Raw genomic sequence first — 19,555 nt, 5'->3', positions numbered from 1 at the left:
ATGGAGAACTGCATGACCCGTTACGCTCTGATCACTGGCGCTTCCAGCGGCATCGGCCTGGCGATGGCCGAAGCGCTGGCCCGGCGCGGCCGCAGCCTGATTCTGGTGGCCCGACAGCGTGATCAGCTGGAAAGCATTGCGATTGAACTGACTCAACGTTTTGGTGTGGAGGTGCTGTTTCGTGCCTGTGACCTGGGCGAGCCGCTGAGACTGTCCGGTTTTTTGCTGGAACTGGAAGAAGGCGACCGGCAGATCGATTTGCTGGTCAACTGTGCCGGCATCGGCACCTGCGGTCCATTCCTGGCCCAAGACTGGATGACCGAACAGGACTTGATCGAAGTGAACATTCTGGCCCTCACGCGCTTGTGCCATGCCATCGGCAACAGCATGGCCTTGCAGGGCGGCGGGCAGATTCTGAACGTCGCCTCGGTCGCGGCGTTTCATCCCGGCCCCTGGATGAGCACTTATTACGCCAGCAAGGCTTACGTGCTGCATTTTTCCGAAGGTTTACGGGTCGAACTGAAGAAATGCGCGGTCAAAGTATCGGTGCTGTGCCCCGGCCCGACCCGCACGGCGTTTTTCCGCACCGCGCAACTGGACACTGACAAACTGGTCGAGAGCAATTTGCTGATGAGCCCGGAAGAAGTCGCGCTCTATACGGTGCGCGCGTTGGCGAAAAATCGCGCCATTATTATTCCCGGCCGCCTGAATCGCTGGTTTGCATTGCTGCCGCGGCTCGGCTCACGCTGGCTGACCCGGACAATCGCGGGCATGGTCAACAAAGCTCATTGTCCGCGCTGATCAAATCCTCAAGGCAAAAGACTGGGCTCTGGCCTGACCCATGGTTACACTCAGCCCAGCCCAAACAACGGAGAAAACAGCTGTGGATACTCTGTTCACCAAGATCATCAACCGGGAAATCCCGGCGAAGATCATTTATGAGGACGACCAGGTACTGGCCTTCCACGACATCGCGCCACAGGCCCCCGTGCATTTCCTGGTCGTCCCGAAGAAACCTGTGCGCACCCTTAACGACCTCACCGAGGACGATAAGGCTTTGGCCGGGCATATTCTGTTCACGGCCCAGCGTCTGGCTCTGGAATTGGGCTGCGAAGAAGGTTTCCGGGTGGTCATGAACTGCAATGAATTGGGCGGGCAGACCGTCTATCACATTCATATGCACGTGCTCGGTCAACGCCAGATGCACTGGCCGCCGGGCTGATTGCAAGCAGTACAGGTTTATGTGGCGAGGGAGCTTGCTCCCGCTGGGTTGCGAAGCAGCCCAAATCCACGCATCGAGTTTTTCCAGACAGAACCGGTGGGTTGAATTTACGACCGCTTCGCGGCCGAGCGGGAGCAAGCTCCCTCGCCACAGATGACCCAGCGCAAACCCTCCCCCGGCCGATTGGGTTAAACTGGCCGCCGAGATTCTTCCCGGAGGTCAGCATGACTACCCAACGTCACTACTCGCCGATTGACCGTCTTCTGCTGCAAGCCGACGCCGCGATGCGGACTTTGTTGCCTTTCAGTGGTCAGCCCTACCGTCCGTCGCCTGCCATCGTGCAGCCGGATGCACAAATGAGCGACGAGGACACCCGACACGTCGCCGGTTTGATGCGCATCAACCATACCGGCGAAGTCTGTGCCCAGGCGCTGTATCAAGGTCAGGCCCTGACCGCCAAGCTGCCGAAAGTGCGCGCCGCCATGGAGCACGCCGCCGAAGAAGAAATCGACCATCTGGTGTGGTGCGAACAACGCATTCATCAGTTGGGCAGCCATACCAGCATCCTCAATCCGCTGTTCTACGGCATGTCGTTCGGGATTGGCGCGGTCGCCGGGTTGATCAGCGACAAAGTCAGCCTGGGTTTCGTTGCTGCCACCGAGCATCAGGTCTGCAAACACCTGAACGAACACCTCGAGCAACTGCCGGCCGAGGATGAAAAATCCCGGGCGATTCTGGAGCAGATGCGTATCGACGAAGAACATCATGCTGAAAGTGCGCTGGATGCCGGGGGGTTCCGTTTTCCTGCACCAGTGAAGTTCGGCATGAGTCTGTTGGCCAAGGTAATGACCAAGAGTACGTACCGGATCTAAGTATTGCAGCGCCCGCGACGTCCCCATCGCGGGCAAGCCCGCTCCTACAGGAACCGCGGTTCGTAATAAAAAAGGCGACTACCTCGAGGTAGTCGCCTTTTTTTGTACTCGGAACTCTTAGTTCGGCATGTTGCGCGCGTAGAAAATTTGCATCACCTGAGTCTGCACGTCGACTCAACCGAGCTCGATGATTTCGTAGTCATGGGTAATCGCCACACCGGCCGCGCCGAGCATGATCGAAGCCGAGCAATACTTCTCGGCCGACAGCTCGATGGCGCGCTTGACCTGGGCTTCTTTCAGCCCGCGGCCCTTGACCACGAAGTGCATGTGGATTTTGGTGAAAACCTTCGGATCTTCGGTCGCACGCTCGGCTTCGAGGAAGGCTTCGCAGCTTTCGACGGCCTGACGGGACTTCTTGAGGATGCTGACCACATCGAAATTGCTGCAGCCGCCAACACCCAGCAGGAGCATTTCCATCGGCCGGACACCCAGGTTACGACCGCCGGCATCGGGCGGACCGTCCATGACCACGACATGACCGCTGCCGGATTCGCCGAGGAACATGGCTTCGCCAGCCCATTGGATGCGTGCCTTCATCGCCAAGACTCCACTGTCTAAAAAAGGGTCGCCAGCTTAGCACAGGGCCCTTGATTGGCAGCGCTTCGCCTTCCTAGGACATAACCATCTGCGTCGTAGGCAAATTCTCGAATCTTGAAGGAATGTGTCTGTTAAGCTGGCGCCAAATCAGTGGCGCATAGCCAGCTTCGCAGCGAACAAAAAGGATCGCAGGCTTCGCCAGCGCCTATAAAAAACAAACACACCGTGCAGTCTTTTCGGGATACAACCATGGTTGCTATTACCCCCACACCCAAAATCAAGAACCTCGACAAGCTGTTGATGCACTGCCAACGCCGTCGCTATACCGCCAAGACCAATATCATTTGTGCCGGTGACCGCTCCGACACGCTGTTTTTCATCATCAAAGGTTCGGTCACCATTCTGATTGAGGATGACGATGGCCGTGAAATGATCATTGCCTACCTCAACGCCGGGGACTTTTTCGGCGAGCTGGGTCTGTTTGAACAAGCGGGCCTGGAACAGGAGCGCAGCGCTTGGGTGCGGTCCAAGGTCGAATGCGACGTCGCGGAAATCAGCTACGCGAAATTCCGCGAGCTGTCCCAACAAGACCCAGACATTCTTTACGTGCTCAGCGGACAAATCGCACAGCGCTTGCGCAATACCACGCGCAAGGTCGGCGACCTGGCCTTCTTCGACGTGACCGGTCGCGTTGCACGCTGTCTGCTGGAACTGTGCAAGCAACCTGACGCCATGACTCACCCGGACGGCATGCAGATCAAAGTAACCCGTCAGGAAATAGGCCGGATTGTCGGTTGTTCCCGTGAGATGGTCGGCCGCGTGCTCAAGGATTTGGAGGAGCGCAATCTGGTCGACGTCAAGGGCAAGACCATGGTGGTCTTCGGTACGCGCTAAGCTCGAGAACTTAAGCTTCGAACATTTCTGCCAGCAACTGTCGGTAGAGTGTATCGAGCCGTTCCAGCGCATCAGCAGCGGCAAACTTTTCATGCAGGGCGATGTGGCTTTCAGCGCGAACCCGCTGCTCCAGGCCACAGGCTTCATTGAAGCGATTGACCGCCGCGACCATCGACTCTCGCTCGTTATCGATCAACATCGCCCCGTGTACCAGGCCGACCGGACGCTGACCGCCCTTGCTCTGGCGCCACCGCTGGGCGGTGCCGACCATCTTTCGGCCATCGAGGTTGACGTTGAAACGGCCGTCGCAGAACGCACCCTCAATTTCGCCCAACGACGAAGTGCCGCCCAGCTCATCGAGTAACTGACAGATCGGATCACACAGACGCCGGTAGCCGGTTTCGATGCGGTTCAAATCGCCTTCGCTGCGCGGCGGGGCATAAACCAGTGCGATGTTGATGGTCGAGGCCGATTGCGGTACTGGCTCACCGCCGGTTTCGCGCAGCAATACCGGCCAGCCGGCGGCAGCGGAGACTTCGCAGGCGGCCTCGAACTGTGGCAGACGATTCAAGCGACGAGGCATGACCAATGCGCGGTCAGTGGGTTGCCAGAACAGCAGACCGAATTCCGCCTCACCGGTGCACACATGCGCCAGCAGATCCTGCTCGGCAAGCAGGCCGGCTTCGATGGTCAGGGGGGTTGGTGAGGTCATAAGGTATTCCATAGGACGGTCAGTCTGTGGTGCATCTTATGCCGCCTTCGCGAGCAAGCCCGCTCCCACAGTGGATTCGCGTTGTCTGGATGAACGCGGGGTAATGTGGGAGCGGGCTTGCTCGCGAAGGGAGCGCCCCGATTCTCAGTCAGTCGAGCGTAGAACCGCTCACTGGAACACCACGCTCGGGAAAGAACAGGCGCTGCAGTTCGGTACCCGGGTTTTCCGCGCGCATGAACGCTTCGCCGACCAGGAACGCATACACGTCGCTGATTTCCATCAACTCGACATCGGCCCGGTTGAGAATGCCACTCTCGGTAATCACCAGACGATCACGCGGAATACGCGGCAACAGGTCGAGGGTGGTTTCCAGATTGACTTCGAAAGTGTGCAGATTGCGGTTGTTCACACCCACCAGTGGCGTGTCGAGTGTCTTCAAGGCCCGCTCCAGCTCATCGCCGTCGTGGACTTCCACCAGCACATCGAGACCAACGCTTTTGGCCACGGCCGCCAGTTCGGCCATTTTTACGTCATCCAGTGCGGAAACGATCAACAGCACGCAGTCGGCACCCAGAGCACGGGACTCGACGATCTGGTACGGATCGATCATGAAATCCTTGCGGATCACCGGCAGCTTGCATGCAGCCCGCGCCTGTTGCAGATACGCATCGGCGCCCTGGAAGTAATCGATGTCGGTGAGTACCGACAGGCAGGTCGCGCCGCCCTTCTCGTAACTTTTGGCGATGTCGGCGGGAACGAAGTGCTCGCGAATCACGCCTTTGCTGGGCGAGGCTTTCTTGATTTCCGCAATGACCGCCGGCTGTTTCGTCTTGGCCTGATCGATCAATGCCTGGGCAAAACCACGGGGTGCATCGGCCGCCTTGGCCAGGTTTTCCAGCTCCGCCAGGCTCACACGGGCGCTACGCTCGGCGACTTCCTGGACTTTGCGGGCCAGAATATTCTCCAGAACCGTCGGTACACTCATCCCTCATTCTCCACTTTGAATACCGCGGTAAATGCACCCAATTCCTCAAGTTTTTCCCGAGCGAGGCCTGTGTGCAGCGCATCGTGCGCCAGGGCAACGCCTTCTTTCAAACTGCTGGCAACATCAGCGGCGTACAGCGCGGCACCGGCATTGAGCACGATCATCTCGGCGGCTTTCTGACCGATCTCGGTCTTGCGCTTGCCCAAGGCATCACGGATCAGCTCAAGGGAGGCCGCCGGACTTTCCACTGCCAGACCGTGCAGGCTCTGGCTCTTCATCCCCAAATCTTCGGGTTCGACCCAGTATTCGGTGATCTGATCATTCTTCAATTCAGCCACAAAGGTCGGGGCTGCCAGACTGAACTCGTCCAGGCCATCTTTCGAGTGCACCACCAACACGTGTTTGCTGCCCAAGCGCTGCAAGACTTCGGCCAATGGCCGGCACAACGCCTGACTGAACACACCCACCACCTGATGTTTCACACCGGCCGGATTCGTAAGCGGGCCGAGCATGTTGAACAGCGTGCGCAAGCCCAGCTCGCGGCGCGGACCGGCGGCGTGCTTCATGGCGCTGTGGTGAGTCTGGGCAAACATGAAACCGATGCCGACGTTATCGATGCAACGCGCCACCTGGACCGGCGTCAGGTTCAGGTAGATACCGGCCGCCTCAAGCAGATCAGCGCTGCCACTTTTGCCCGACACCGCACGGTTACCGTGCTTGGCCACGGTGCAGCCGGCCGCCGCGACCACGAACGAGGAAGCAGTGGAAACGTTGAAAATGTTCGCGCCGTCGCCGCCGGTGCCGACCACATCGACCACGCCGTCGAGGGTATTGAGTTCAACCTTGTCCGCCAACTCGCGCATCGCCGTCACGGCGCCGACGATTTCATCGATGCTTTCGCTCTTCATGCGCATGGCCATCATGAACGCGCCGATCTGCGCATCCGTGCATTGCCCGGTCATGATTTCGCGCATGACATCGCGCATCTCTTCGGTACTGAGGTCGAGGTGGCCGACGATACGGCTCAGGGCAGTCTTGATATCCATGGAAAGTCCTTAGCGCGTGCCGCCGGTTTGTTTGAGGAAGTTGGCGAACAGCTCGTGGCCCTGTTCGGTGAGGATAGACTCAGGGTGGAATTGCACACCCTCGATGTTCAGCGTTTTGTGGCGCAGGCCCATGATTTCGTCGACCGAGCCGTCTTCGAGCTGGGTCCAGGCGGTGAGTTCCAGGCAATCGGGCAGGGTTTCACGCTTGACGATCAGCGAGTGGTAGCGGGTGACCGTCAGCGGGCGATTCAGACCTTCGAACACGCCCTTGTCCTCGTGGAATACCGGGCTAGTCTTACCATGCATGACTTGACGGGCACGGACCACATCGCCACCAAAGGCTTGGCCGATGGACTGGTGACCCAGGCAAACACCGAGAATCGGCAACTTGCCAGCGAAGTGCTTGATCGCTTCGATGGAAATACCGGCTTCGGTCGGGGTGCAAGGACCGGGCGACACGACGATACGCTCAGGGTTGAGGGCTTCGATTTCGGCAATGGTGAGTTCATCGTTGCGCACGACTTTGACCTCGGAACCCAGCTCGCCGAGGTACTGCACAACGTTGTAAGTAAAAGAATCGTAGTTATCGATCATCAGCAACATGGCGTTAAGAACCTCTTGAATTCACTGACTTTTAATACGGCCTTCGAATGATTTACCCGCAGTGCGTTGCGCTTTGTCAGGTGCTGGAGTGGCGCCAGCAAAGCGGCATTTCATACAGGTAAAGAAGGCAAAGCGGTACAGGTCCGGCCAGGCCGGCAGAAAAGATTCAGGCGCGCCAACGCCAACGGGCGTGTGCCTTGATGACTTGATCCAGAAGTTTGCTGACGATCAACACGGGGAAGGTCTCATTCATACGTCTCGGCACAGTAACTTAGCTGGGCAGAGCGTGCAATATGGTCGGGGCGACAGGGCGCGAAACAAGCGAAGGGTTCGCGATAGATGGCAAAGGGCCGGAAGTTTTTGGTACTGTCGTTTCGCTTACAACAACAATAAATAAACGGACTTGCTCATGATCAAACAGACGTTGTTTGTACCGCTCGCCGGATGCCTGCTCGCTGCGGCCTGTGCCCAGGCGATCGCCGCGCCCAACCCGTATTCGAATTTCGTCGTCTTCGGCGACAGCCTCAACGATGCCGGGCAGTTTACCGACACGGGCGGCCCTGCCGGTGCGACTCAGCGTTTTACTAACCGGACAGGGCCGGTCTACCTGGATGGCAGTGGTGAATTTCGCTCGCTGAATTCCACCCAATTGTTGGGCGGACGTCTCGGGTTCTCAGCAGATCAGACCGCCGCCTCGACTTCGGCTGTACGCGCCAATCAAGGGCTGGTGGATGGCAACAACTGGGCCGTGGGCGGTTACCGCACCGACCAGATTCTGGATTCGATCACTACCGAATCCGCCACGGGCGAACGCACCCGACCAGGCTATCTGCCGACGAACAATTTCCGCGCCGATCCGAATGCGCTGTATTACATCTCCGGGGGCGGCAACGACTTCCTTCAAGGCCGCGTACTCAATACCGCCCAGGCCAATACCGCGGCGAATCAACTGGCCGACAGCGTGCAGACGCTGCAAACCGCCGGCGCCAAATACATCGTGGTCTGGCTGCTGCCCGACCTTGGGTTGACGCCCGCCGTCAATGGCACCCCATTACAAGCCTCGATCTCACAGCTGAGTACCGACTTCAATCAACAGTTGGTCACACGCCTGGCGGGGATCAATGCCGAAATTATCCCGCTGAACATTCCACTGCTGTTGCAGGAAACCTTCGCCGACCCGGCGCGTTTCGGCCTCGCCACCGGCCAGAATCTGACAGCCACCTGTTTTAGCGGCAGCGGTTGTACGGAGAACGCCGTGTATGGCATCAACAGTGCAACCCCGGACCCGAGCAAGCTGATTTATAACGACTCGGTCCACCCCACGGAAGCCGGGCAAAAGCTGATCGCCGATTACGCCTATTCCTTGCTGTCGGCGCCTTGGGAACTGACGCTGCTGCCGGAAATGGCCCATGCCACCTTACGCGCCCATCAGGATGAACTGCGTAGCCAGTGGCAATCCGACTGGGAAAACTGGCAGGCCGTCGGTCAATGGCGCGCGATTGTCGCCGGCGGTGGTCAGCATCTGGATGTCGATAGTCAAAGCAGCGGCGCCAGTGCTGATGGCAGCGGCTACAACCTGAATATCGGTGGCAGCTATCGCCTCAATGAAGCCTGGCGCGTGGGTGTGGCAGCAGGCTTCTATCGTCAGAACCTGGACGCTGGCAGTAACGATTCGGACTACAAACTCAATAGCTATCTGGCGACCGCCTTCGCCCAGTTTCAGCAGAATCGCTGGTGGGCCGATGCCGCATTGACCGGTGGCAAACTGGATTACGACAACCTCGAACGCAAATTCGACCTGGGTGTCAGCGAAGGTGGGGAAAAGGGTGATACCGACGGCCATCTCTGGGCCTTCAGCACTCGCCTTGGCTATGACATTGCGCAACCGGGCAGCGAATGGCATCTGTCACCGTTCATCAGTGCCGATTACGCAGAAGTGGAAGTCGACGGCTACTCGGAAAACGGCAACCGCTCCACGGCGCTGACTTTTGATGATCAGACCCGAGACTCGAAACGCCTGGGTGTCGGCTTGCAAGGCAAATACAACTTCACCCGTCAGACCCAGGTTTTTGGCGAATATGCCTACGAACGCGAGTACGAAGATGACGTTCAGAAGGTAAACATGGCCCTCAATAGCCTGCCGGCCAATGACTTCACGCTGGAAGGTTATACGCCGCAAAGTCATTTGAACCGCGTGAGCCTGGGGGTCAGCCACAAATTGACCGCCGACCTGGCGCTGCGTGGTGGTTACACGTTCCGCAAGGATGATGACTTTACCCAACAGGGCATCAGCGTTGGGGTGGCGCTAGACTTCTGACCCTGCGCAGGCGGTTTGCGTAGGAGCTGGCGCAGCCTGCAATCTTTTGGCGGTGTTGGGAGCGACCGAGGTACAAGATCAAAAGATCGCAGCCTTCGGCAGCTCCTACACGGGAATGGCAGGCACAAAAAACGCGGCGCCCTTACAGGCGCCGCGTTTTTTATAGTGAGCACTTATTGTGGCGAGGGGGCTTGCCCCCGTTCGGCTGCGTAGCAGTCGTAAATCCAGGCGAATTGATCAGCCTGAAAGGAAAGAATGCAGAGGGCCGCTTCGCGACCCAACGGGGGCAAGCCCCCTCGCCACAGAAGCTCCCGCCACAAAAGCCCGTTCCTGCAGGTTTTGCGTACTCAGATGTCCGGCGTCTGCTCGGCCAGGGCTACTGCACGGAACATGGCGCGGCGCTTGTTCAGGGTTTCTTCCCATTCCAGTGCCGGGACAGAGTCGGCGACGATGCCGCCACCGGCCTGCACGTGCAGTTCGCCGTTCTTGATCACTGCGGTGCGGATCGCAATCGCGGTGTCCATGTTGCCGTTCCAGGCGAAGTAACCGACCGCGCCGCCGTAGACGCCACGCTTGACCGGTTCCAGCTCGTCGATGATTTCCATCGCGCGGATCTTCGGCGCGCCAGACAAGGTACCGGCCGGCAGGATCGCCCGCAATGCGTCCATCGCCGTCAGACCGGCCTTCAACTGACCGGTCACGTTGGACACGATGTGCATCACGTTGGAGTAACGCTCGATGACCATCTTCTCGGTGAGTTTCACCGAACCGATTTCCGAAACCCGACCAGTGTCGTTGCGGCCCAGATCGATCAGCATCAAGTGCTCGGCGATTTCCTTGTCGTCCGACAGCAGATCTTTTTCCAGCGCCACGTCAGCCTCTTCGTTGGCACCTCGCGGACGAGTGCCAGCAATCGGGCGCACGGTGATCAGATTGTCTTCGACTCGCACCAGTACTTCCGGCGAACTGCCGACGACGTGGAAATCGCCGAAGTTGAAGAAGTACATGTAAGGCGTCGGGTTGAAGCAGCGCAGCGCCCGATACAGATCGATAGGCGCGGCCTTGAAGTCGATCGACATACGCTGGGACGGCACGACCTGCATGCAGTCACCGGCCAGGATGTATTCCTTGATGGTGTCGACGGCTTTTTCGTAATCGTTCTGGGTGAAGCTGGAGCGGAACACCGGGTCAGCCGATTGCTGTTTGCTGAAGTCCAGGCCACGGCGCGGGGTGATCGGCTGACGAAGTTGCTCGAGCAGCGCTTGCAGACGCGCCTGACCTTGTTCGAAGGCGTCTTCCTGCGATGGATCGGCCAGGACAATCGCGTGCATTTTGCCGGCGAGGTTGTCGAACACCACCACCGCGTCGGACACCATCAGCAGAATATCCGGTACGCCCAGTGGATCCGGGTTCGGGCATTTGCCCAAACGCTTCTCCACATAGCGCACGCAGTCATAACCGAAGTAGCCCACCAGACCACCATTGAAGCGCGGCAGACCGGCGATGGTCGGCACGTTGTAACGCGCCTTGAAGGCTTCGACAAAGGCCAGCGGGTCTTCAACGTCGTGGCTTTCGATCTCGACGCCGTCGTGGGTCACGCTGACGTGGTGATCGTGAACCCGCAACACGGTGCGGCACGGCAGGCCGATGATTGAATAACGGCCCCATTTCTCGCCGCCCTGCACCGACTCCAGCAAGTAGGAATTGGGCTCGTCGGCCAGTTTCAGGTAGATCGACAACGGCGTGTCGAAGTCGGCCAGGGTTTCGCAGGCAAGCGGGATGCGGTTGTAGCCGGCAGCGGCCAAACGCAGGAATTCTTCGCGGATCATGAGGTGCCTCGTGGCTTGAGGGTCTAACGGTCAGGTGTGCAAACGCGCCGGTACGCCGGCCAGGAACAAGTCAGGCGCGCCAACGCCAGCGGGCCAGGGCCTTGATGACTTTCATCCAGAGTTTGCGAGTGACCACCACGATGGCGTTTCCAGGAGGGGATTGAACAGCGTCGGGCAACGTTATCTCAGCGGCCGGATCCAGGCAACCGGGAATTAGTTTGCGCAGATCATCGATCACCAGCGCCGGCGATTCTTCGGCGATTGGCCGACCGTGGTTATAGCCGTAACTGAGGGCCACGCATTTGACCCCCGCCGCTTTCGCCGCCAGCACGTCGCTGCGCGAGTCACCGACGAACAACGATTGGGACGCTGGAATGTTGGCCATTTTCATCACGAAAAACAGCGCGGCCGGGTCGGGTTTCTTATTCGGCAGGGTGTCGCCACCGATGATCCATTTGAAGTAACGGCCGATCTTCATGTGATCCAGCAGCGGCGCGACGAAGCGTTCCGGCTTATTGGTGATCAGCGCCATTTCGACGCCTTGCTTGTTCAGCCATTTGAGGGTGTCACGCACGCCGGGGTAAACCACCGTCAGTTCGTGACCGTCCTCATAAAAGCCGTTGAACAATTCCAGGGCATGCTCAGCCTCGACCTCATCGACACCCTCGCCGTCGATGTGGTTGGCCAAGGCCCGGCGCACCAGCACGTGCACGCCGTTGCCGACCCACTCCCGTACCGCTTCGATACCGGCAGGTTGGCGCCCGAGTTTGAGCAGCATGTTATCCACGGCCGCCGCGAGGTCGGGGACTGAATCGACCAGCGTGCCATCCAGATCGAACATCACCAGCCGCGGCAGACGCCCGGGGAACAGCTGCTCAAAACCACTCATGGGCGAGCCAGAGCCAGTTCGGCGCGCATTTTTTCAATCACGTCCTGGTAGTTCGGCGCATTGAAGATCGCCGAACCGGCCACGAAGGTGTCGGCGCCAGCAGCAGCGATTTCGCGAATGTTGTTCACGTTCACCCCACCGTCGATTTCCAGGCGAATGTCACGACCGGAGGCATCGATCAGCGCCCGCGCCTCACGCAGCTTGTCGAGGGTGCCGGGAATGAACTTCTGCCCGCCGAAGCCCGGGTTGACGCTCATCAGCAACACCATGTCGACCTTGTCCATCACGTACTTGAGTACGTCCAGCGGGGTCGCCGGGTTGAACACCAGGCCGGCCTTGCAGCCGCCCTCGCGGATCAGTTGCAGGGAACGGTCGACGTGCTGCGTGGCTTCCGGGTGGAAAGTAATGTAGGTCGCACCGGCTTCGATGAAGTCACCGACGATGCGGTCCACCGGGCTGACCATCAAGTGCGCATCGATCGGCGCAGTCACGCCGTACTTGCGCAGCGCGGCACACACCATCGGGCCGATGGTCAGGTTGGGCACGTAGTGGTTGTCCATGACATCGAAGTGCACGAAGTCGGCGCCGGCGGCCAGGACGTTGTCCACTTCCTCGCCCAGGCGGGCGAAGTCGGCGGAGAGAATCGACGGAGCAATGACGAAGGGCTGCATGACGCACCTTTTTTGAGCAGAATCACGATGGCGCGCATTGTATACCTCATGCTTTGACGCGCGCACCGTGCTGCGATGATTGGGTACTAATAGGCCGCTCGATAGATCTTCTCGATATCGACGGTACTCAACTTGCGCGGATTGTTACGCATCAGGCGCTCAATCCCAGCGGCTTCCACGGCCATGGCCGGGATCGCATCCTCGGGCACCCCGAAACTGCGTAGGCCCAGCGGGATTTCTACCGCTGCACACAGCTCGGTCATCGCCTCCACGGCTTTGTCCGCCGCTTCGTTGGCGCTCAGATGAGCGGTCTTCACTCCCATGGCCTCGGCAATATCCTGCATGCGCTCCACGCAAGCCATCTTGTTCCAGGTCATTACATACGGCAGCAGCAAGGCATTGCTGACGCCATGGGCAATGTTGAAACGCCCGCCCAGTGGATACGCCAACGCATGCACCGCGCCGACCCCGGCATTGCCGAACGCCATGCCGGCCATCAGGCTGGCGGTGGCCATGTCTTCGCGGGCTTGCAGATGGGATGGATTGGCGTAGGCCTTGGGCAGTGCTTTGGTAATCAGTTTGATCGCGCCAATGGCCAGGGCATCGGTGATGGGCGAGGCATTGAGCGACAGGTAGGACTCGATGGCATGCACCAGCGCATCGATGCCACTGGCAGCGGTGACACTGCGCGGGCAGGTCAGGGTCATTTGCGGGCTGATCATTGCCACGTCCGGCAACAGGTAATCGCTGACAATACCTTTCTTCAGTTGCGCGACCTTGTCGGAGAGGATGGCCACGTTAGTCACTTCCGAACCGGTGCCGGCAGTGGTCGGGATAGCAATCAGCGGCGGGCCTTTGCGCGGCACCTGATCGACGCCGAACAAATCCTCCAGGGCGCCGTGGTAACCCGCATAGGCTGCAACACTCTTGGCAATGTCGATGGCACTGCCGCCACCGAGACCAATCAATCCGTCATGCCCGCCTTCACGGTAAACCCGCATGCAATCTTCGACGATGGCGATTTCCGGATCCGGCAGCACCCGGTCGAAAACCTCGTAGCTGCGCTCGCCCAGCTGCGCCAGCGCCAGCTCTACCGTGCCGGACTTGACCAGTGCGGCGTCGGTGACGATCAGCGGGTTATCGATGTCCAGACGTGTGAGTTCAGCCGCCAGTTGCTCGATGGCACCTGCGCCAGTGATCAGTTTGTGAGCGATTTTGAAAGAGGAAAGACTCATATGCGCAGCCTCTTATAGATAGGGGAGCTGGGCACAATAGTAGCTGGGGATTGGGGGTTGTCTGCTATTAAGTTCGTGAATGCCCCACGCCCCCGAAAAACACACAAAACCCTGTAGGCGCTGTCGAGCGAAACGAGGCTGCGATCTTTTGATTTTGCTTTTAAGAACAAGATCAAAAGATCGCAGCCTCGTTTCACTCGACAGCTCCTACAGAGACCGCGTCAGACCTGCGCGGTACGCAGTTTTTCGCTGCGCCCACGCAGCCATTCCAGGGTCAGCAACAGGACCACCGAGAACGCAATCAGCAGCGTCGCGGCAGCGGCAATCGTCGGGCTGAGGTTTTCACGGATACCGCTGAACATCTGCCGAGGCAAGGTCGCTTGTTCAGGACCGGCAAGGAACAGTGTCACCACCACTTCATCGAATGAGGTGGCGAAGGCAAACAGCGCACCGGAAATCACGCCCGGCGCAATCAACGGCAAGGTCACCCGCCGGAATGCGGTCAGCGGTGAAGCCCCGAGGCTGGCAGCGGCCCGCACCAGGTTCTGGTTGAACCCCTGCAAGGTCGCCGACACCGTGATGATCACAAACGGCACACCCAACACCGCATGCACCACGATCAACGAGAAAAAGCTGTTGCCCAATCCCAGCGGCGCAAAGAACAGATAACTCGCCACACCAATGATGACCACCGGCACCACCATCGGCGAAATCACCAGCGCCATCACCAGTGGCTTACCCGGGAAATCACCCCGGGTCAGGCCGATCGCCGCCAACGTGCCAAAGATCATCGCCAGCACCGTCGCTGCGGGGGCCACGATCATGCTGTTCTTCAACGAACGCATCCATTCCGCCGAAGCAAAAAAGTCCTCGTACCACTGCAACGAGAAGCCTTGCAGCGGATAGACCAGAAAGCTTCCGGAGTTGAACGACAGCGGAATGATCACCAGCACCGGCAGGATCAGGAACAACAGAATCAAGCCGCAGAGAATCCGCAAGCTGTAGAACCACACCCGTTCGATGGGCGACATGTAAGGACTCAGCATTTCATTCTCCCCTTAGCTCAGACGCAGGCGACTGGCGCCCACCAGCCGGCTGTAAATCAGATAAAGCACCACGGTCGCCAGCAGCAACAGCCCACCGAGCGCGGTCGCCATACCCCAGTTGATGCTGGTGTTGGTGTAGAAGGCGACGAAATAACTGACCATCTGATCGTTCGGGCTGCCCAGCAACGCCGGGGTGATGTAGTAGCCGATGGCGAGGATGAACACCAACAGGCAACCGGCACCGACACCGGCATAGGTCTGCGGGAAATACACCCGCCAGAAACTGGCGAACGGGTGGCAGCCCAGGGAAATCGCTGCGCGCATGTACGTCGGCGAGATGCCTTTCATTACGCTGTAGATCGGCAGAATCATGAACGGCAGCAGGATGTGCACCATCGAGATGTAAACCCCGGTGCGGTTGAACACCAGTTCCAGCGGCTTATCGATAATGCCCATGGCCATCAACCCGCTGTTGATCAAACCGCCCGACTGTAGCAACACGATCCACGCGGCGACCCGCACCAGAATCGAGGTCCAGAACGGCAACAGCACCAGAATCATCAACAGGTTGCTTTGCCGCGATGGCAGGTTCGCCAGCAGGTAGGCCAGTGGATAGGCTAGCACCAGGCAGATCACGGTGATGATCAGGCCCATCCAGAAGGTTCGGGCAAAGATATCGAGGTAGATCGCCTGATCGGGGGTGGCCGGAGCCAGCTCACCGAGGTCGTCGATACGATGATCGACAGCGGCCAGCAGGTAATAAGGCGTCACATTGCTGGTATTGCGGCGTATGACCTGCCAATAGGCCGGATCACCCCAACGCTCGTCCAGCGCTTCGAGCGCTTCTTTATAGGACGTCGGCTCGGTGGCGAACGGCAAGGCGCGTGCGGTTTTGGTCAGCAGGCTGCGGTAGCCGGCCAACTCCATGTTCAAGCGCTTGGACAAGTCGCCCAAGGTCTGATTCTTGCGGGCTTCGGCGAGGTCTTCGCTGGCGGCCTTGTACACAGGCTCTGCCGGCAGGCCTCGGCCATCCCAACTGGCGATGGCTGCCACGGTGCGCGGCATGGCGCCGACCACTTCGGGGTTACCGACGCTTTTGTAGAGCAGCGCCACGATCGGCACCAGGAACACCAGCAACAGAAACAGCACCAACGGCGCGATCAAGGCTTGAGCTTTCCAGCGGTTGATCCGCTCGGCATGCTTGAGCCGCTGCTTCAAGGTGGGGTCAGTGCCCGCGTTCACGGGAACGGCGATAGCCATGGCGTACTCCGGAAATCTTTGGATGGGCGGCATCGCACACAGCGATGCCGCATTACATCAATACTCAAAAAACGCCTCGCTCCTGTAGGAGCTGTCGAGTGCAACGAGGCTGCGATCTCTTGATCTTGAAAAAGCCAAAGTCAAAAGATCGCAGCCTTCGGCAGCTCCTACAGGCGAAGGATTACTTCGCAGCCCAGGAATTGAAGCGCTGCTCCAGTTGCTCGCCGTTGTCAGCCCAGAAGCTGACGTCGATCTGCACCTGGTTGGCGATGTTTTCCGGGGTGGTCGGCATGTCTTTCAGGACATCCTTGGCCAACAACGGCACAGCTTTGGTGTTGGCCGGGCCGTAAGCGATATTTTCCGAGTAGGTCTTCTGTTGCTGCGGTTGCACGGTGAAGGCGATGAATTTCTTCGCCGCTTCAGCACGGGTCTTGTCCAGACCTTTTGGAATCGCCCACGCGTCGAAGTCGTAGATACCGCCATTCCACACCACTTTCAGGTTGCTTTCTTTCTGTACCGCGGCGATCCGGCCGTTGTAGGCCGAGCTCATGACCACGTCACCGGAAGCGAGATACTGCGGCGGTTGCGCGCCGGCTTCCCACCACTGGATGCTTGGCTTCAGCTCATCGAGCTTCTTGAACGCACGGTCCTGACCGTCCTTGCCGGCCAGCACTTTGTAGACGTCTTTCGGTGCAACACCATCGGCCATCAAGGCGAACTCAAGGGTGTACTTGGCGCCTTTACGCAGGCCACGTTTGCCCGGGAATGTCTTGGTGTCCCAGAAATCGACCCAACTGGTCGGCGCGGTTTTCAGTTTGTCGGCGTTGTAGGCCAGCACGGTCGACCACACGAAGAAGCCCACGCCACAAGGCTGGATAGCGCCTTTGACGTAGTCTTCGGTGTTGCCGAACAGCGCAGGGTCGAGTTGCTCGAACATGTCTTCGTCGCAACCACGGGACAGTTCTGGCGATTCAACCTCCACCAGGTCCCAGGACACGCTCTTGGTGTCGACCATGGCTTTGACCTTGGCCATTTCGCCGTTGTACTCGCCCGCCACGATCTTGCCGTTGCCCGCCGCTTCCCACGGTGCGTAGAAGGCTTTGACCTGCGCCGCCTTGTTCGCCCCGCCAAAGGACACCACGGTCAGGTCCGGGCCCGCCGCCATCGCGTGTGCCGCGCCGATCATGCCCATGACCAAAGCGGTGAATTTCAGGGATCTCAACATTTATTGTTCTCTCCACGTGCAGGGTTGGTGTTGGTGTAGCCGGGGCGATCAATGCGCCTCTAAAAGTGGGTCGAGCGCGCGAACGTGTTCGACCTGCCAGCCAAGCGGTACCACGTCGCCGACAGTGAGCGCGGGATCGAGCTCGGCAATCGGTTGTTTCACGAAGAAGTCGGTCTTGCCGCAGACTTCCAGGCGAACCCGGACGTGGTCGCCCAGATAGATGAATTCCGCCACCCGCCCCGAGAAGCGGTTGACGCAGGACTCGCTCGAACCATTGAGGCTCACGCGTTCCGGGCGAATCGACAGGGTGACGGGGTCGCCGGTCTTGCCGACATTGACCGCCAGGGCCTCAACCTTTTCACCGCGACCGAGTTCGACGACGCAGCGGTCGCCGGTGTGGCTGTGCAAGCGACCATTGAGACGGTTGTTCTCGCCGATGAAGTTGGCGACGAAGGTGTTTTTCGGTTCTTCATAGAGGGAGCGCGGTGGCGCGATCTGCTGGATCTCGCCCTGATGGAACACCGCCACACGGTCAGACATGGTGAGGGCTTCGCCCTGGTCGTGGGTCACGTAGACCACGGTCACACCGAGGCGCTGGTGCAGGTGTTTGATTTCCATCTGCATGTGTTCGCGCAGTTGTTTATCCAGTGCGCCGAGAGGTTCGTCCATCAGCACCAGTTGCGGTTCGAACACCAACGCACGGGCCAAGGCCACACGCTGTTGCTGGCCGCCGGACAGTTGCGCCGGATAACGCTGGGCGAAGGTGTCGAGCTGAACCATGCTCAAAACGCGTTTGACCCGGTCACTGACATCATTCTTGTTCAAGCCGCGCACGGTCAGCGGGAACGCCAGGTTCTCGGCGACCGTCATGTGCGGGAACAACGCGTAGTTCTGGAACACCATGCCGATGTCGCGTTTATGCGGTGGCACGTTGTTGATGGAACGCCCGGCCAGCTGAATTTCGCCGGCGGTCGGCGTTTCGAAACCGGCGAGCATCATCAGACTGGTGGTCTTGCCGGAGCCGGACGGCCCGAGCAAGGTGAGGAATTCGCCTTTGCGAATATCCAGGTTGAGGTCTTTGACGATCAGGTTCTCGCCGTCGTAGCTCTTTTGCACTCCACGAAAGCTGACCAGAATATCGCTGGCCCCTGCGCTTGAATCAACCTGGCTCATACCCACACCTTTGTTATTGATGACTGCTGTGGACTAAGCCTAGTGGACGCTGGGAGTGGCGCAAATCGGGGCGCAGGAGAGAATCGCCTCAGCCGGATGGAAGGTTGTGGGTAGGGATTGCCCTACAAGGATGGCGGGGATGGATAGGAGCAGCGGCAAGCTTGAAGCTGCAAGCCGCAAGAATGGGTAAAAGCGGCTTTGTGTGCATGTCGCAAATGGACATGCCGACACGGTCCTTGTAGGAGCTGCCGCAGGCTGCGATCTTTTGGCGGCATCAAGATCGCCGAAGATCAAGATCAAAAGATCGCAGCCTGCGGCAGCTCCTACGGGTGATCGTGAACAGTTCTCAGAGGAGTTTGTGTTCCATCGCGTACTTCACCAGTTCAGCCAGGGAGGTGATGTTGAGTTTCTGCATCAGTCGCGCCTTGTGGGTGCTGATGGTTTTGCTGCTCAGGGCCAGTTGCTGGGCGATGTCGTTGACGTTGGCGCCCTGGGCCAAGCGTTCGAATACCGAGAATTCACGCTCCGACAGCAAGGAGTGCAATGGCCGCGAATCCGTCAGGCCGACTTCGAAGACCATCCGGTCAGCCAGGTCCGGGTCAATGTATCGCCCACCCGCCGCGACTTTGCGGATTGCCGTGAGCAGCAATGCCGGATCGCTGTCCTTGGTCGCATAACCTGCTGCACCGACCTTCAACGCCCGAGCGGCCATTTGTGCTTCGTCGTGCATCGACAACACCAGAATCGCCGGGGGATTGTTCAAGGCGCGAATCCGCGGGATCGCTTCCAGGCCGTTGACCCCGGGCATGGAGATATCCAGCAACACCACTTCGCAGGGAACATGGCGCAAGGTTTCGAGCAACTGTTCACCATTGCTCGCCTCCCCTACCACCAGCAAGTCCTTGGCCAAGCCGATCAATTGCTTGATGCCTTCACGAACGATGGTGTGGTCTTCGGCTACCAGTACACGGATCACTTG

19 protein-coding genes are annotated in these 19,555 nt (G+C 59.1%); 5 read left to right on the top strand and 14 right to left on the bottom strand.

Going from position 1 to position 19,555, the window contains the following annotated elements:
• Window positions 1-12 precede the first annotated feature (12 nt).
• From ABH909_RS06530 to coq7, 3 genes are all read left to right on the top strand, one after another.
• Window positions 13-801: an SDR family NAD(P)-dependent oxidoreductase gene (locus ABH909_RS06530; RefSeq protein ID WP_429431412.1), complete on the top strand. Its 789-nt coding sequence runs from the start codon at window positions 13-15 to the stop codon at window positions 799-801.
• Between the two features lie 82 nt (window positions 802-883).
• A complete protein-coding gene (locus ABH909_RS06525) occupies window positions 884-1,222 on the top strand; it encodes a histidine triad nucleotide-binding protein (protein WP_007906873.1) in 339 nt (112 codons plus the stop codon).
• A 224-nt stretch (window positions 1,223-1,446) separates the two neighbouring features.
• Window positions 1,447-2,094, top strand: a complete 648-nt coding sequence (gene coq7, locus ABH909_RS06520; protein ID WP_008008345.1) for a 2-polyprenyl-3-methyl-6-methoxy-1,4-benzoquinone monooxygenase — start codon at window positions 1,447-1,449, stop codon at window positions 2,092-2,094.
• Window positions 2,095-2,268: 174 nt separating this feature from the next.
• On the opposite strand, the gene ABH909_RS06515 is transcribed toward coq7, so the two are convergent.
• A complete protein-coding gene (locus ABH909_RS06515) occupies window positions 2,269-2,691 on the bottom strand; it encodes an OsmC family protein (protein WP_007941657.1) in 423 nt (140 codons plus the stop codon).
• Window positions 2,692-2,940: 249 nt separating this feature from the next.
• Between ABH909_RS06515 and crp the strand changes: the two genes are divergently transcribed.
• Window positions 2,941-3,585, top strand: a complete 645-nt coding sequence (gene crp, locus ABH909_RS06510; RefSeq protein WP_429431408.1) for a cAMP-activated global transcriptional regulator CRP — start codon at window positions 2,941-2,943, stop codon at window positions 3,583-3,585.
• Between the two features lie 10 nt (window positions 3,586-3,595).
• Here the strand turns inward: crp and ABH909_RS06505 are convergent, their stop codons facing one another.
• From ABH909_RS06505 to ABH909_RS06490, 4 genes are all read right to left on the bottom strand, one after another.
• The gene (locus ABH909_RS06505) at window positions 3,596-4,297 is read right to left on the bottom strand and encodes a lipoate--protein ligase family protein (RefSeq protein WP_429431405.1); all 702 of its coding nucleotides are present in this window, start codon (window positions 4,295-4,297) and stop codon (window positions 3,596-3,598) included.
• 148 nt (window positions 4,298-4,445) lie between these two features.
• Entirely contained in the window at window positions 4,446-5,282 is an 837-nt protein-coding gene (trpC, locus tag ABH909_RS06500) for an indole-3-glycerol phosphate synthase TrpC (protein ID WP_429431403.1), read from the bottom strand.
• On the bottom strand, window positions 5,279-6,328 hold the full coding sequence (trpD, locus tag ABH909_RS06495; RefSeq protein ID WP_429431400.1) for an anthranilate phosphoribosyltransferase: 1,050 nt from the start codon (window positions 6,326-6,328) through the stop codon (window positions 5,279-5,281). The genes trpC and trpD overlap by 4 nt, the downstream gene beginning before the upstream one ends.
• A 9-nt stretch (window positions 6,329-6,337) precedes the next feature.
• Window positions 6,338-6,931 carry an aminodeoxychorismate/anthranilate synthase component II gene (locus tag ABH909_RS06490; protein ID WP_008067458.1) on the bottom strand — a complete coding sequence of 198 codons (594 nt, stop codon included), beginning with the start codon at window positions 6,929-6,931 and terminating at the stop codon, window positions 6,338-6,340.
• A 409-nt stretch (window positions 6,932-7,340) separates the two neighbouring features.
• Here ABH909_RS06490 and estP point away from each other — a divergent pair, with 409 nt between their 5' ends.
• Window positions 7,341-9,248: an esterase EstP gene (gene estP, locus ABH909_RS06485; RefSeq protein ID WP_429431397.1), complete on the top strand. Its 1,908-nt coding sequence runs from the start codon at window positions 7,341-7,343 to the stop codon at window positions 9,246-9,248.
• Between the two features lie 347 nt (window positions 9,249-9,595).
• Here the strand turns inward: estP and trpE are convergent, their stop codons facing one another.
• The 9 genes from trpE to ABH909_RS06440 all read right to left on the bottom strand — a co-directional run bounded on the left by trpE (window position 9,596) and on the right by ABH909_RS06440 (window position 19,552).
• Window positions 9,596-11,077, bottom strand: coding sequence for an anthranilate synthase component I (gene trpE, locus ABH909_RS06480; RefSeq protein WP_429431394.1), 1,482 nt, complete (start codon window positions 11,075-11,077; stop codon window positions 9,596-9,598).
• 70 nt (window positions 11,078-11,147) lie between these two features.
• A complete protein-coding gene (locus tag ABH909_RS06475) occupies window positions 11,148-11,966 on the bottom strand; it encodes a phosphoglycolate phosphatase (protein ID WP_429431391.1) in 819 nt (272 codons plus the stop codon).
• On the bottom strand, window positions 11,963-12,637 hold the full coding sequence (gene rpe, locus ABH909_RS06470; protein ID WP_429431389.1) for a ribulose-phosphate 3-epimerase: 675 nt from the start codon (window positions 12,635-12,637) through the stop codon (window positions 11,963-11,965). The genes ABH909_RS06475 and rpe overlap by 4 nt, the downstream gene beginning before the upstream one ends.
• Before the next feature lie 86 nt (window positions 12,638-12,723).
• Window positions 12,724-13,872 (bottom strand): iron-containing alcohol dehydrogenase, encoded by a 1,149-nt coding sequence (locus tag ABH909_RS06465; RefSeq protein WP_429431386.1) that lies wholly within the window; start codon window positions 13,870-13,872, stop codon window positions 12,724-12,726.
• 221 nt (window positions 13,873-14,093) lie between these two features.
• Window positions 14,094-14,918, bottom strand: coding sequence for an ABC transporter permease (locus ABH909_RS06460; RefSeq protein ID WP_095630821.1), 825 nt, complete (start codon window positions 14,916-14,918; stop codon window positions 14,094-14,096).
• A gap of 12 nt (window positions 14,919-14,930) precedes the next feature.
• Window positions 14,931-16,178 (bottom strand): ABC transporter permease, encoded by a 1,248-nt coding sequence (locus tag ABH909_RS06455; protein ID WP_429431383.1) that lies wholly within the window; start codon window positions 16,176-16,178, stop codon window positions 14,931-14,933.
• Between the two features lie 181 nt (window positions 16,179-16,359).
• Window positions 16,360-17,403: an ABC transporter substrate-binding protein gene (locus tag ABH909_RS06450; protein WP_429431380.1), complete on the bottom strand. Its 1,044-nt coding sequence runs from the start codon at window positions 17,401-17,403 to the stop codon at window positions 16,360-16,362.
• A 48-nt stretch (window positions 17,404-17,451) separates the two neighbouring features.
• Entirely contained in the window at window positions 17,452-18,576 is a 1,125-nt protein-coding gene (locus tag ABH909_RS06445; RefSeq protein WP_429431377.1) for an ABC transporter ATP-binding protein, read from the bottom strand.
• Between the two features lie 346 nt (window positions 18,577-18,922).
• Entirely contained in the window at window positions 18,923-19,552 is a 630-nt protein-coding gene (locus tag ABH909_RS06440; protein ID WP_003210977.1) for a response regulator, read from the bottom strand.
• Window positions 19,553-19,555 lie beyond the last annotated feature (3 nt).

It is taken from the genome of Pseudomonas sp. BS3782 TE3695 (assembly GCF_050435305.1).
Lineage (GTDB): Bacteria > Pseudomonadota > Gammaproteobacteria > Pseudomonadales > Pseudomonadaceae > Aquipseudomonas.
The sequence above is the reverse complement of the archived record's forward strand: the minus strand, read 5'-3'. Positions and strand labels throughout refer to the sequence as shown.